The following is a 13602-nucleotide window of genomic DNA, read 5'->3' as shown; positions in this document are numbered from 1 at the left end:
ACTCTCTTGCTCATTTCGCACTCCTGTTGGTTCAGATTTTACCAAACAGGCGTGTCTACGGAATTCAGGCTACCTCAAATGATGCGCGACGGATCGACGCTGACACCGAAACGCGACTGGTAAAACCCGGCAATGGCTTCGCGCAGTGCTGGCAAGCCGGCAGCGCCGGTGTAGAACGTCTTGCGCTCAGACAGTGCCTTGATGCCTGCTTCGATGATCAATGGCGGTGTCGGGAAATCCGGCTCGCCCACTTCCAGGTGGATGATGTCGCGCCCGGCAGCTTCCAGGTGGCGCGCTTCTTCCAGGATACGCATGACATGGAATGGCTCAATCTGCTCAAGACGGGGGGCATGGCGGTTCATGGGGCGGGCAGGGGTTTGTGATAGAATCCGGCAGTTTAGCTGCCCCGGTTTTATCTTTTCAATGCGGCAGCGCAGTTTTCAGTGAGTCAGTCACCATGATCAGTACCTTTAATATCACCATGCAGTTTGGCGCGAAACCTTTGTTCGAAAAGGTTTCGGTCAAGTTCGGCGACGGCAACCGTTACGGTTTGATCGGCGCGAACGGCTGCGGCAAGTCCACCTTCATGAAGATCCTCGGTGGCGATCTTGAGCCTACATCCGGCAATGTCAGCCTGGACCCGGGCGTGCGCCTGGGCAAATTGCGCCAGGACCAGTTTGCCTATGAAGATCAGCGCGTGATTGATGTGGTGATGCAGGGGCATGTCGAGTTGTGGGCCGCGATTCACGAACGCGATGCGATCTATGCCAACCCGGAAGCCACGGAAGACGATTACATGCATGCCGCCGAGCTCGAAGGCAAGGTGGCGGAATACGACGGCTATACGGCGGAAGCGCGGGCCGGAGCGCTGCTGCTGGGCGTGGGCATCCCGACCGACCAGCATTTTGGCCCGATGAGCGAAGTCGCGCCGGGCTGGAAGCTGCGCGTATTGCTGGCACAGGCACTGTTTTCTGATCCGGATGTGTTGCTGCTGGATGAGCCGACCAACAACCTGGATATCAACACCATCCGCTGGCTGGAAAACTCGCTGAACGAGCGTAATTCCACCATGATCATCATTTCGCACGATCGCCACTTCCTGAATCAGGTTTGTACGCATATCGCCGACGTGGATTACGGCGCGATCCAGATCTATCCGGGCAACTACGACGATTACATGTTGGCATCCACGCAGGCGCGTGAAAAGCTGTTGGCCAACAACTCCAAGGCCAAGGAAAAAGTGGCCGAACTGCATGCGTTTGCCCAGCGCTTTGCTGCCAACAAGTCGAAATCGCGCCAAGCCACTTCGCGTCTGAAGCTTGCTGACAAGATCAAGGAAAATATGGTCGAGGTGAAACCATCCTCGCGCCAGAACCCGTATATTCGCTTCGAGTACGACGACAAGATCAAGCTGCACCGCCAGGCCTTCGAGGCCAAGGGGCTGTCCAAATCGTTCGACAAGCCGCTGATCCAGAGCATGGAGCTGATTTTCGAGGCCAACCAGAAGCTGGCAGTGATCGGCGGCAACGGCGTGGGTAAATCCACGCTGGTCAAGCTGCTGGTCGGCGCGCTCAAGCCGGATGCAGGTTCGGTCAAGTGGGCGGAAAAGGCGCAGATCGGCTATTTCGCACAGGATCACGAAGAAGATTTCGAGGAAGACATCACGCTGTTCGACTGGATGAAGCAATGGAGCCAGCCGGGTGACGACGATCAGGTGATTCGCGGCATTCTGGGGCGTCTCTTGTTCTCGGGCGATGATGTGAAGAAATCAGTCAAGGTGCTGTCCGGTGGCGAGAAGGGGCGCATGCTCTACGGCAAGCTGATTCTTGAGCGCCCGAATGTGCTGGTGATGGATGAACCGACCAACCACATGGATATGGAATCAATCGAATCGCTGAACCTAGCGCTGGAACTGTTCAAGGGCACGCTGATCTTTGTTTCGCATGACCGTCAGTTCGTCAGTTCGCTTGCCACGCAGGTGCTGGAACTCAATGGTGATGGCACTTACGAGTATTACGTTGGTGGCTACGAAGACTACTTGGCCAGCCGCGGGCTCGAATAAGCAGCATTGCCCGGCAGCAAAAACAAACCCCGGTGTTCAGCCGGGGTTTGTTTTTGCCAATCTTCCGAAACTGTAATTCAGGCGACCAGATCAACCTGCTGTACTGTTCCGGCCCGACCATCCTCCATCAGATAAATACCCGTGGCGCGAATCTGGCCTAACTCGCGGTTTTCATGGGTATTCAGGCTGAAATCGCCCTTGGCGTTGCCAAGATAGATCGCGCCGATGCCCATCGATTTCAGATCGACCAGCTTGTCGGTACCGCTGTCATCCTTGATCCAGAGCTTGAGCTTGGCGAATACCACATCGTTTTCATCGATCCAGCCGTTGTTGTCACCGTCATGTTTGGCCAGATCGGCAAACCCATCGCCATTTTGCGTGCCGAATAGTTCTCGGCCATGGTTGACCTTGCCGTCACCGTTCAGATCAAGGGCCAGGAATGCACTGCCCCGGTTGAGCAGGCTGATGGTGTCCTGTTGGCCGTCAGCATCGATATCAAAGGAAAAGGTTGAAGCGGAAAGGGTGGCCGCCGATGCGGCATAGTTGATGATGAGCGGGTCTTTCTTTTGTGCGAGCGAGCCGGTGGCAATGCTCAAGCTGCTTTCTTCGCGATAGCTGCGCATCATGCTGAGTTCGGTGCTGAACTCGATTTCGCGTCCATCGGCCGTCCGGATGATGCCAGCCGCCTTGAATGCCATGGCTTCGCTCTCTTCGTAGATTTCCCGGTAATCCAGCGCGAAACCTCCTTCGATTTCCTGCATGGCCACGCTGTGATTCTGTGAGCTGACTGCGGCTGTTTCTTCCGGGTTTTGCAAGCGGCCGCCGAATAACTCGATTTCACGACCAAGAATAAGCTCGATCATCTGCTTGATCATGCGCAATTGCGGGTCGTTTTCGATTGCGCTTTCCGTATCGATAGCTCCACTGGATTGTGCGGATTGAGCAAGTCCGGCATCGGACAGGCTGACTTCCGGGCGATTTGCTGCTTGGGCTGAGCGCTGTTCGACACGGATATCGAGCCGACTGAATTGCTGCTCGGAATAGCTGCGCTGGGCGGCCAGCGCCATGGTGCTCTCGGTGATCTTCACGGTCTTGTTCTCTGTGCATTTACAGAGAATTTATCGGCCAGATGGATGCAGGCTACAGACCGCCTGTCTCGGCAAGCGAGACGATCCGATGAGCGGCAACAATGAAGTGATCGAGCAGTTTGATATCCAGCAATGCCAGCGCATTCTGCAATTGCCGCGTCAGTGCCAGATCGGCGGCGGATGCCTCAATCCGGCCGGATGGGTGGTTATGCGCGACGATCACCGCTGTTGCATGATGCTGCAAAGCGATGCGAGCCAGTTCGCGTGGGTAGACGCGTGCTTCGTTGATGCTGCCTTTGGCGATAACTTCGGCAGCAATCAGACGGTGCCCCGTATCCAGAAACAGCGCATGAAATTCTTCGGTGACCAGCCCGCGCAGGCGCAGTTGCAGATACTGGCGAACCGACTCTGGCGAGGTAAAGGCATCACGCTCGCGCAACTCTTCAGCCAGTGCGCGGCGCGACATTTCCACCACTGCCTGCAGTTGCGCATATTTGGCGTCACCCATGCCGGGGATGGCGGAAAACTCTTTCAGGGAGGCCCGGAACATCGCTTCCAGTGAGCCAAAATGCTTGAGCAGATCGCGGGCGAGGTCCACCGCACTCTTGCCCGGCAGGCCCACGCGCAGAAAAATGGCCAGCAATTCCGCATCGCTCAGGCTGTTCGCACCGTGAGCGAGCAGTTTTTCGCGTGGACGCGATTCGGCGGGCCAGTCTGTAATCGGCATGATGGCGGCTTTCCGGTTAAACTTGTCGGGTTCAGCATAACTATTGCTTACTAATTATGCAAAATAAAATATTGATTGGCGTCAGTGGTGGAATTGCCGCTTACAAAACGGCCGAGCTGGTGCGTCTGCTCATCAAGGCGGGGCATCAGGTACAGGTGGTGATGACAAAGTCGGCCACAGAATTTGTCGGACCGGTGACATTTCAGGCGCTGACCGGGCGTGAAGTGTTTGTCGATATGTGGGACAAGCAGCGCAGTGACAGCATGGCGCATATCAGCCTCACGCGCTGGGCCGATCTGTTCCTGGTGGCGCCTGCCACGGCCAATTTTGTTGCCAAGCTTGCCAATGGCATTGCCGATGATCTGCTTTCCACGCTGGCTGCCGCACGTGAATGCCCGTTGCTGGTGGCCCCCGCCATGAACAAACAGATGTGGGCCAACCCGGCCAATTTGCGCAATATCGGGCAACTGAAAGATGATGGCGTGACCATCCTTGGCCCGGCCGCCGGTGTGCAGGCCTGCGGCGAGGTAGGCGAGGGACGCATGCTGGAACCGGAAGAAATTGCCCAGCATGTCGAGGCCGCATTTCAGCCCAAGCTGCTGGCTGGCAAGAAGGTATTGATTACCGCCGGGCCGACCTTCGAGCGTATCGATGCGGTGCGCGGCGTGACCAATCCGAGCTCAGGCAAGATGGGTTATGCCATTGCCCGTGCGGCTTGGGAGGTGGGTGCGGAGGTGGTGCTGGTCTCCGGTCAGGTCAGCCAGACTACGCCGCCCGGTTGCCGGCGTATCGATGTGGTATCGGCGCAGGACATGCTCAACGCGGTGAATGCAGAGGTGGATTCCGCCGACATGTTCATCAGCGTGGCGGCCGTGGCCGATTATTACGTGCTCAACCAATCCGAGCAGAAGATCAAGAAGGACGCGCATATCCTGACGCTGGAGTTGGCGCCAAACCCGGATATCCTTGCCAATGTCACTGCGCGTGCAAAACCGCCATTCTGTGTCGGCTTTGCGGCCGAGTCGGAAAATCTGCTCGAATATGCCGAAGCCAAGCGCCGACGCAAGCATCTGCCGTTGCTGGCCGCCAATCTGGTGCAAACCGCCATCGGTGCCGACGACAACGAAATCACCCTGCTTGATGACGATGGCCAGCACCGTTTAGCACGCGCCGGCAAGCTGGAGTTGGCACGCAAACTGGTTGCGCATGCAGCCAACCTGTATCTAAAACAGAAACACTGAATTCACGGAGTATTCTATGGCCACGATTGACTTGCGCATTCTCGACGACCGTTTGAAGGATAATTTACCAGCCTATGCCACGACAGGTTCGGCCGGGCTCGATCTGCGCGCCTGTCTGGCGGCACCGATTGAATTGGCACCGGGTGCAACCACACTGGTGCCCACGGGCATCGCCTTGCACATTGGCGATGCCGGTCTGGCGGCAATGATCCTGCCGCGCTCGGGGCTGGGACACAAGCACGGCATTGTGCTGGGCAATCTGGTCGGGTTGATCGATTCGGATTACCAGGGGCAGATTTTTGTCTCGGTCTGGAATCGCGGACATAGCGTGTTCACCATCCAGCCGCTGGAGCGCATTGCGCAACTGGTGGTGGTGCCGGTGGTGCAGGCGGTTTTCAATGTGGTGGAATCGTTCGAAGAATCCGAGCGCGGAGAGGGTGGCTTTGGGAGTACTGGCAAGCACTGAACGTCTCATCCCGGCGTAATCAGTTTTCCCGCAACAACTCGCACAGTGCGAGGTATTCCTGATTCAGTCTGTTTGCCAGCGTTGGAATATCGCTCCAAGCCGCAATGGCGGCTTGGTTTTCCAAGGACTGTGCGGTGGCCATGACACGCAGCGCTCCGACCGCTCCCAGTGAGCTCTTCAAGGTGTGCGCGGCTCGCGACAATCCCTGAGCATCTCGGTCAGTCTGCGCACGCCCAATTTGCTGCATGGTGGATTGCGTTTCCCGTAGGAATACCTCGCTTAGCTCTCGCAGCAACTCACAATCGCCACCCAGCATGTCCAGTGCCTGATCCCGGTCATAAAGATTGCTGCCGGGTATTGGCGTATTGCTCGATATATCAGGCGTTGCCGCTTGTGACATGACCCGATTGATTTCTGCCAGCAGTGCGTGCCGCGAAAATGGCTTGCTGATGAAGCCGTCCATGCCGTTTGCCAGACAGTTATCGCGCTCACTGGCCGAGGCATGTGCCGTGAGTGCAATGATCGGCATGTGTCTGGATTGACTGGTTTCGCTGGCGCGTATGCGGTGCGTACATTGCAGCCCATCCATCAATGGCATCTGAATATCCATCAGCACCAGGTCAAATATTTCCTGTGCCAGACATTTTTCAACCTCATGCCCGTTATGCGCAGTGACGACACGATGGCCACCGAGTGCCAGAAAATGAACCGCAACTTTCTGGTTGATCGGGTTGTCCTCGGCCAGCAGGATGTTCAAGCTGCCGGTCTGAGCGCGTTCGGCCTGATGGTGCGGCAGGTTGGTGTCTGGCAGTTGCTGTATCGGCCGAGAGGTATTTATGGATTCGGTTGCAAGGGGGAGATCGAAATGGAAATGGCTGCCTTGTCCCGGTTGGCTTTCAACGCATAGCTTGCCCCCCAATCTGGTGACGAGTTGGGACGAGATACTTAAGCCCAGCCCGGTGCCGCCATAGAGCCGGGTTGTGGAAATATCGGCTTGTGTGAATGGGTCGAAAATCGCCTGTTGTCGTTCGGGTTCGATACCAATACCGGTGTCCCGGATCGAAAAACGGATGCGCCCCTCGTCTGTTCGATGGATGTTGATGTCAATGCGGCCGTGCGGGGTGAATTTGATGGCATTGCCGACCAAGTTGACCAGAATCTGGCGCAGGCGCATCGGATCGCTGCTAAACGTGGCAGGCAGACGAGTGTCGATACTGCTGTGGAGTTGCAAGCCTTTCCCCGTAGCCTTGATCGCAAGTGGAGCCAGGGTTTGCTTGAGCAGATCCTGCAAGGAAAAATCCAGATGCTCGATGGCAAACTGCCCGTGCTCGATGCGGGAAAAATCGAGCAGATCATTGATGATTACCAACAGGCTATCGGCAGAGTTCTTGACCAGCCCAAGCGCCTCGCGCTCGGCATCGGGCAGCTCACCGCCAAGTACCAGTTCTGTCATGCCCAGAATGCCGTTGAGGGGTGTGCGGATTTCGTGTGACACGTTAGCCAGAAAGCGGCTCTTGGCTTCATTGGCTGCTTCGGCGGCTTCGCGTGCCAGGCGCTGGGCTTCCTGCGCTTCATGTTGCGTGGTGTTGTCGAGAATCACACCGTCGATGGATAACAGCGCACCATCATCGGCATAGATGCCCTGGCCCCGGTCGACTACCCAGCGCACACGACCATCGCGGCAATGAATGCGGTATTCCAGTGCAAAGGGAATGCCGTTACGGCATGCGTGCAGAATGGCCTGATTGCGGCGAGGCAAGTCATCTGGCGCGACGATGGCATTGAAGCTCCGCTGGTCTGAAAGGAATTCCCCTGGCTCGTAGCCGGTAAGTTCGTAAACGCTGCCGGAAAGAATCTGTGCCGACCAGATGCCGTCATGCGACAGGCGATAGATGCATCCGGGAAGATTCGCGATCAGATTGCGCAGGCGTGCCTCGTTGGCCTGCAATTCCCGCCTTACTTCTTCGCGCTGGCTGACCAGTACCGAGATCAGATTGGTGATCGACAGCAAATCATGCCCGTCTTCCTGCAGAAGCGGCATGTGGTTGTTATGCAGCAACTGGTTGGTGGTGGCGCGCAGTTGGCGGATGGCGTGTTGCTGTTCGATGGCTTCTTGCCGCAGCCGTTCATTGGCTGCGACCAGCTCTTCGGATGACAGTTCAAGACTGCGGCTGCGCAAATCCAGATCGCGCTCGTATTGCCGATAGCTGTCGTCGATGTCGCCGATCAGGTGCGGTAGCGAGGCGATCAGGCGGCGAGCCAGCATTGCGTGCTGTGGACTGGACGGGTCCAACAATTGCCGGGTGGCATCCTGCAAGGGATCGCCGTGGTCCAGTTGCAATGCACGACGTAGCTGTCTTGCCAATAATTTGCTCAGCATGACATTTCGCTCAGCAGCGTGACGGACAGGGTTTCATTAAGAATGTGCGGAAGCTGATTTTGCCCGGCAGGAGTACCAAATTCTCCGTGCGCGTAAAAGCCAGACAGATGGCTGGATGCACGAAGGTACGGCAGGATGGCTTCGATTTCTTCGTCGCTTTGTTGTCCCATGATGATGCGCCGGCCGACACAGCTGACCACGAAAGCCAGACTAGTCGATGTGTTGGCGATGTTTTTGCGCGCTTGATCTATGGCAGCTTCAGCGCCGCCAACCAGCGCATTGGTGCTGGCATGCATCAGGCGCATGTAACTGCCTTCCTGTATGTCATCAGTCAGTATCAGGCTGCCATCATTTTCGTTATAGGCTTGCACGGCACGGATCAGCCCGGTTTCCCGGCAGCTCGCATCCAGTATTTCAAAAGAAAACAGCAGCCGGGCATGTGCCCAGTCATGCATATGCTGACCAAGATAGCGTTTATACATATCCAGTGCCGGTGCACCATCCAGTGCATACAGAATGTTGTTCTTGCTGTGTGTGACAAGGCGTGCCGGGCCGAAAGGCCGCCAGCCGCTGGAAATGCCGCACGAAATCTGCAGTTGCGGCGAACATAGTCCCAATGCCACGCAGCGTGATTCGCTGATGCCGGATGGGTCGAGCGTGTAACTGCCAGGCTGCAGCAGCGGATTGCAGGCCACGCCGCCTGTGACAGGAACGCCTGGAAGGATCGACTGCAACCCTTGCAACAATTGGTGATTGTTGGTGGATTGGCGTTGGGAGAATAACAGTACGTGGCGTACCGGTTGTTTGGCCAGTTGCTCACCCAGATGCAGGCCGGCCGCGAAGGAGTTTTCGAATTTTGCCGGGTCGGCGTTGGCCCAGGACAATGCTGGATCAGCAAAATGAATGGCGGTGATCTGCAGGGAGCCGTCGTGCACACCGTTCTTGCCGACGTTGCCCCCGGATGAACAGCCGATCGGCAAGGCATCGGGCAATGCTGTTTTCAATCGTGCGGAAAGTTGTCTGTCTTCAAAAAAGACGGGGGGGCCAAATACCAGCAGCACATGTGGATGTATGGCATCCAGTTGTGCCAATGTGGCGGGATCGGGCAACTGCTCATATGTCTGCTGGATAATTTGCATGACATGCCTTGCGAATGGATTGGACAATTCTCGCCAAATTTGTACACCAGCAAGACTGGCCGGTCAAAGCTTGTCTTTCAGTGCAGCAGTGGCATGGTATGCGGCAGAAAGCCGCGATTGACGTTCCTGGTTCAGTTCATGGGCGCTGATTCCGATCAGCAGATCGAGATCGTGCAACTCTCCCAGTGTGGTCTGGCTGCGTTTGAGCAGAGGATGCAGCGTTTGCCAGTGTTCGGGCAGGCAGGTGCCGCAATGCTCAATCAGGTAGCGTAGTCGTTTGATGTCAAGACGAAACTCATGCCACGCCTGGGCTGGTGATTGTTCGTTCAGTTGCTCCATTTTTTGCTCAATGATGCCGCTGAAACCCCGGGCTCGCTTTTCGGCCCGCCGACGCAAGGTTCTGCCAGAAATTTGCTGCATGATATGGCCCAGCTTCCGCCGGCTGCACTGAAGCAAGCGCGGCATGGCAGATGCTGACAGCAGCTGCATGAGCGTGGCGCGGGCGACTTGTTCCTCCTTGGCCAATCGTGCGCGCAGCGTGGCGAGATCGTGAGTATGGGGCAGGGTATCGATCAGGGCCAGCAGGACTTCCAGATCTCGAGTCGGGCCGGTGGCGTTGGCCATGATGCGCCATTGCGTGCGCAGTTCAGCGGCCTGTTTGCCCAGTATGGACAGGACAACCCGCAGGCCACGCATGGCTACCCGCAGATCGTGCAACCCTTCCGGGTCGGTACTTTCGAGCGTATGCCTTCTTGCCAGCGCGATCTGTCCAAGATGCGATGACAACTGGTTGTACAGTCTATCCTGGCATTTCATGTGCAGGCCACTACCAATCCTTGATCAATTCCCTCGCTTCGTGCAGGGAGGCCACCACAGGCACGCCCAGGTCGCATGTTGCGCGCGAAGGCGGCCGCAAATCCGGGATGACGATCAAACGGCAACCCGCAGCGTATGCCGCCTGAGCACCATAGTCGGAATCCTCGAATACGACACACACTGCCGCCGGCAGATTCAAGCGGGCTGCCGCAGCATGGTAGATATCGGGGGCAGGTTTGGGGTTTGCGATTTCGTCACCACAAATCACAAACTGGAATCTAGCCAGCAATCCGGCCATTTCAAGATGGTGCAATGCAATGTGTCGACGTGTGGAAGTGGCAACGGCCTTGGGCAACTGGCGTGATTCCAGCCAGTCCAGCATATCGAGTAGTCCCGGGCGCAAGGGAATCGGTGCGCTATATGTGCGCTGCATGTAAATCTCATGACATGCACTGCGCACGGCGTCGACTGGATATTCCGGACCAAATTGCTCTCTGAGCCAATGCCCGGTTTTACTGCTGTGCATGCCGATCATGCCAAGAATGGCTTCCTCGTGAATTTCAGCGCCGACTTGGCGTGCAGCTTCGCGCCAGCATTCCAGACCCAGGCGTTCACTGTCGAGCATCAGGCCGTCCATGTCGAAGATCGCTGCGCCTAATGGCAACTCTGGACTTGCCCTTTGGTCATGAGGTTGGTGCAATACTGTCACTGACAAATTTGCCGGGCAGACCCGGACTACTCCCATGAAAAAGAAAAAAACTTCTGCGCCATCCTCGACGCAATGCCCATGCGGCAGCGGCCACCCGCTGTCCGAATGTTGCGGACGCTACCATGCCGGTTTACCCGCTCCGGACCCGGAGCGCCTGATGCGCTCGCGCTACACGGCCTATGTCCTTGGCCTGGAAGCATACCTGCTCGATACCTGGCATGCGAGTACCAGACCTGCCAGTCTTGATCTGGCGGTAGATGCTGCCCTGAAATGGCAGGGGCTGACCATTATGACCGCATGGCAGAAAGCTGATCAGGGCGGTGTTGAATTTGTTGCGCGCTACAAAGTGAATGGACGGGCGGAAAAACTGCATGAAGCCAGCCGTTTTGTGCTTGAAAATGACCGGTGGTATTACCTCGATGGCCTGATCGAGGAATAAGTGCAGCCGACTATTGGGTTTTCCTGCGCGATATGGGTAACATCCGGCATGGACTTTGGCGCGATTGTCAGGCCGGAAGTTCTCATTCAAGGAGGAAACCATGTCGTACCCACTAACAAAAATATCCATTCTTATCGGGGCTGCAGCAATGGCGGCCTCCTCGCATGCGCGGGATTTCCGTTCGGCGGATGTTCACCCGCAAGATTATCCAACCGTACAGGCCGTACAGTATTTTGGCGAAGTGCTCAAACAAAAAAGCCAGGGGAAATATGGCGTCAAGGTGTTTGGCAACAGTGTACTGGGCTCGGAAAAGGAAACCGTTGATCAGGTCAGGATGGGCACGCTCGACATGGTACGGGTCAATACTGGAGCGTTTCATGGCAAGGTGCCTGAATCCATGGTGCCATCCTTTCCGTTCCTGTTTCGCGATATCGAGCATTTCCGCAAAACCATGTATGGCCAATCCGGCGAAAAAATCCTGGCTGCCTTCGAAAAAGCGGGCTATGTTGGTTTGGTGTTGTGGGAATCCGGCGCACGCTCGATTTATGCCAAAAAGCCGGTCAGGGGGCTGGCCGATGTAAAGGGCATGCGCATCCGGGTGCAGCAATCGGATTTATGGGTAAGCCTGGTGCAGGCGATGGGGGCGATTGCGGCACCTGTACCCATGGCGGAAGCCGGTGTGGCATTGCGGGTTGGTTTGGTGGATGCCGCCGAGAATAATTACTCAACCTATGAATCGGCCCGCCATTATGAAGCGGCACCGGTCTACAGCGAAACCCAGCATGTAATGGCGCCTGAAGTGCTGATCTTTTCCAAAAAGGTCTGGGATGGCCTGAGTCCGGAGGATCAGAAAATCATTCGTGAGGCGGCTCGAGAAACCACCAAACGCTATGTGCAGCTCTGGAACGACAAAGAACAGAAGTCCAAGCAAGTCGCGCAAGCGGCAGGTGCCAAATTTATCAATGATGTGCGCAAAGAAGAGTTCGTTGCCGTCATGAGGCCCGTTTGGGACAAGTTTTCACAAACCCCTGAGTTGAAAGCGCTGGTCAAGGAAATTGTCGAGACAAAATAGCCTGCTGATCGGTGGGTTGAATCGGAAGATTTTGCCCAGGTGTCTGTTTTCCGTTGATTTGTATCAATTGTTAAAAATTTTTTTGGTCAGGACACAGGACCAAAATTTATACCGACTGCATTGAATTTATTTGGTTTTTTGTTTTTTTGTGCGTTGCGGTGGTTGCGATTTGCGCGCATGAATAGCGAAATGCCTGATTGATATCTGGATTTTTTGCTCGTATTCTATGACCGCTTTGCAGGCCATCAGACCAGATGTTTAATGGTCAGGCCAGTGCAAGGAGTGGCGTCAGCCACAAACTTTCTAATTGAGGAGGAAGTCGCATGTCATTTCGTAAAACCATTCTGAGCGTATGCAGTGCAGCGCTGTTCGCTGGTGCCAGCGTGACTGCCATGGCAGAAACCTTCAAGGCTGCCGACGTACACCCGGAAGGCTACCCGAACGTGGTGGCCATGCAGAATCTGGGCAAGAAGCTCGAAACCGCTACCAAGGGCCGCCTGTCCCTGAAGATGTTCCCGAACGCCACGCTCGGTAACGAAAAGGAAATGATTGAACAAGCCCAGGTGGGTGCTATCCAGATCGTACGCATCTCGTTGGGTGCGGTGGGTCCGGTGGTGCCGGATGTGAACGTGTTCAACATGCCGTTCGTATTCCGTGACGAAGCACACATGCGCAAGGTGATCGATGGCTCGATCGGCGACGAGATCCTGCAAAAGATCACCGACAGCTCGGCTGGCCTGGTAGGTCTGGGCTGGATGGATGGCGGTACGCGTAACCTGTACACCAAGAAGCCGGTGAAGAGCCCGGCCGACCTGAAGGGCATGAAGATCCGCATGATGGGCAACCCGCTGTTCGTGGATACCCTGAATGCCATGGGCGGTAATGGCATCTCGATGGGCTTTGGTGAACTGTTCAGCGCCATGCAGACCGGCGTGGTGGACGGTGCTGAAAACAACGAGCCGACCTACGTGACGCAAAACCACCACACGGTGGCCAAGTACTATGACCTGACCGGTCACCTGATCATTCCGGAAATCTTCTGCTTCTCCAAGACTGCTTGGGCCAAGCTGTCCAAGGAAGATCAGGCGCTGATCAAGAAGCTGTCGCGCGAAGCCCAGCTGGAACAGCGCAAGCTGTGGGATGAGAAGGTTGCTGCCAGCCGCGCCCAGATGAAGAAGGATGGTGTGATCGTGGTTGAAGCCGACAAGAAGGCCTTCTATGACCTGACCGCTCCGGTACGCGCGAAATACGGTGCTCAATATACTGATCTGATCAAGCGTATTGAAGCCGTGAAGTAATTCCGTAGTTTTTGTACTGCTATTGTCACTGGGGCGGGCGTTGCCTGCCCCATGTGTTTCCTAAGGGGAGGAAACCGCGATGCAAATCTATCTGAAGGCGATGGACGTGGTCTATCGGCTCTGTATCTGGATCTCCGGGTTGTCGATCATCATCATGTCGACAGT

General features: G+C 56.1%; 13 protein-coding genes. 6 read left to right on the top strand and 7 right to left on the bottom strand.

Annotation, left to right across the window (positions count from 1 at the left end):
• Nucleotides 1–74: 74 nt before the first annotated feature.
• Nucleotides 75–362, bottom strand: a complete 288-nt coding sequence (locus tag AC0KVQ_RS15575) for an aminotransferase class I/II-fold pyridoxal phosphate-dependent enzyme (RefSeq protein WP_473422107.1) — start codon at nucleotides 360–362, stop codon at nucleotides 75–77.
• 95 nt (nucleotides 363–457) lie between these two features.
• Between AC0KVQ_RS15575 and AC0KVQ_RS15570 the strand changes: the two genes are divergently transcribed.
• Nucleotides 458–2062: an ABC-F family ATPase gene (locus AC0KVQ_RS15570; protein ID WP_473422106.1), complete on the top strand. Its 1605-nt coding sequence runs from the start codon at nucleotides 458–460 to the stop codon at nucleotides 2060–2062.
• A 77-nt stretch (nucleotides 2063–2139) separates the two neighbouring features.
• Here AC0KVQ_RS15570 and AC0KVQ_RS15565 read toward each other — a convergent pair whose 3' ends face one another.
• Together AC0KVQ_RS15565 and radC are read right to left on the bottom strand one after the other, a co-directional pair.
• Nucleotides 2140–3150 (bottom strand): hypothetical protein, encoded by a 1011-nt coding sequence (locus AC0KVQ_RS15565; protein WP_473422105.1) that lies wholly within the window; start codon nucleotides 3148–3150, stop codon nucleotides 2140–2142.
• Between the two features lie 52 nt (nucleotides 3151–3202).
• On the bottom strand, nucleotides 3203–3877 hold the full coding sequence (radC, locus tag AC0KVQ_RS15560) for a RadC family protein (RefSeq protein ID WP_473422104.1): 675 nt from the start codon (nucleotides 3875–3877) through the stop codon (nucleotides 3203–3205).
• Nucleotides 3878–3933: 56 nt separating this feature from the next.
• Between radC and coaBC the strand changes: the two genes are divergently transcribed.
• Both coaBC and dut read left to right on the top strand, forming a co-directional pair.
• Nucleotides 3934–5118: a bifunctional phosphopantothenoylcysteine decarboxylase/phosphopantothenate--cysteine ligase CoaBC gene (gene coaBC, locus AC0KVQ_RS15555; protein WP_473422103.1), complete on the top strand. Its 1185-nt coding sequence runs from the start codon at nucleotides 3934–3936 to the stop codon at nucleotides 5116–5118.
• A 16-nt stretch (nucleotides 5119–5134) separates the two neighbouring features.
• Entirely contained in the window at nucleotides 5135–5584 is a 450-nt protein-coding gene (gene dut / locus AC0KVQ_RS15550) for a dUTP diphosphatase (protein ID WP_473422102.1), read from the top strand.
• Between the two features lie 19 nt (nucleotides 5585–5603).
• Here the strand turns inward: dut and AC0KVQ_RS15545 are convergent, their stop codons facing one another.
• The 4 genes from AC0KVQ_RS15545 to AC0KVQ_RS15530 form a co-directional block, all read right to left on the bottom strand.
• The gene (locus AC0KVQ_RS15545) at nucleotides 5604–7964 is read right to left on the bottom strand and encodes a hybrid sensor histidine kinase/response regulator (RefSeq protein WP_473422101.1); all 2361 of its coding nucleotides are present in this window, start codon (nucleotides 7962–7964) and stop codon (nucleotides 5604–5606) included.
• Nucleotides 7958–9103, bottom strand: a complete 1146-nt coding sequence (locus tag AC0KVQ_RS15540; RefSeq protein ID WP_473422100.1) for an FIST signal transduction protein — start codon at nucleotides 9101–9103, stop codon at nucleotides 7958–7960. The genes AC0KVQ_RS15545 and AC0KVQ_RS15540 overlap by 7 nt, the downstream gene beginning before the upstream one ends.
• 63 nt (nucleotides 9104–9166) lie before the next feature.
• Nucleotides 9167–9919: a CHAD domain-containing protein gene (locus tag AC0KVQ_RS15535; RefSeq protein WP_473422099.1), complete on the bottom strand. Its 753-nt coding sequence runs from the start codon at nucleotides 9917–9919 to the stop codon at nucleotides 9167–9169.
• Between the two features lie 10 nt (nucleotides 9920–9929).
• Nucleotides 9930–10664, bottom strand: a complete 735-nt coding sequence (locus AC0KVQ_RS15530; RefSeq protein WP_473422098.1) for an HAD family hydrolase — start codon at nucleotides 10662–10664, stop codon at nucleotides 9930–9932.
• On the opposite strand from AC0KVQ_RS15530, the gene AC0KVQ_RS15525 reads away from it, so the two are divergent.
• From AC0KVQ_RS15525 to AC0KVQ_RS15515, 3 genes are all read left to right on the top strand, one after another.
• A complete protein-coding gene (locus AC0KVQ_RS15525) occupies nucleotides 10663–11067 on the top strand; it encodes a YchJ family protein (protein ID WP_473422097.1) in 405 nt (134 codons plus the stop codon). The two genes, AC0KVQ_RS15530 and AC0KVQ_RS15525, sit on opposite strands and share 2 nt — an antisense overlap.
• 100 nt (nucleotides 11068–11167) lie before the next feature.
• Nucleotides 11168–12139, top strand: a complete 972-nt coding sequence (locus AC0KVQ_RS15520) for a TRAP transporter substrate-binding protein (RefSeq protein WP_473422096.1) — start codon at nucleotides 11168–11170, stop codon at nucleotides 12137–12139.
• A 323-nt stretch (nucleotides 12140–12462) separates the two neighbouring features.
• Nucleotides 12463–13437, top strand: a complete 975-nt coding sequence (locus AC0KVQ_RS15515) for a TRAP transporter substrate-binding protein (protein ID WP_473422095.1) — start codon at nucleotides 12463–12465, stop codon at nucleotides 13435–13437.
• The last annotated feature ends 165 nt before the right edge of the window (nucleotides 13438–13602 follow it).

The sequence above is a fragment of the Formivibrio sp. oc-25 genome, from assembly GCF_055810895.1.
The sequence above is the reverse complement of the archived record's forward strand: the minus strand, read 5'-3'. Positions and strand labels throughout refer to the sequence as shown.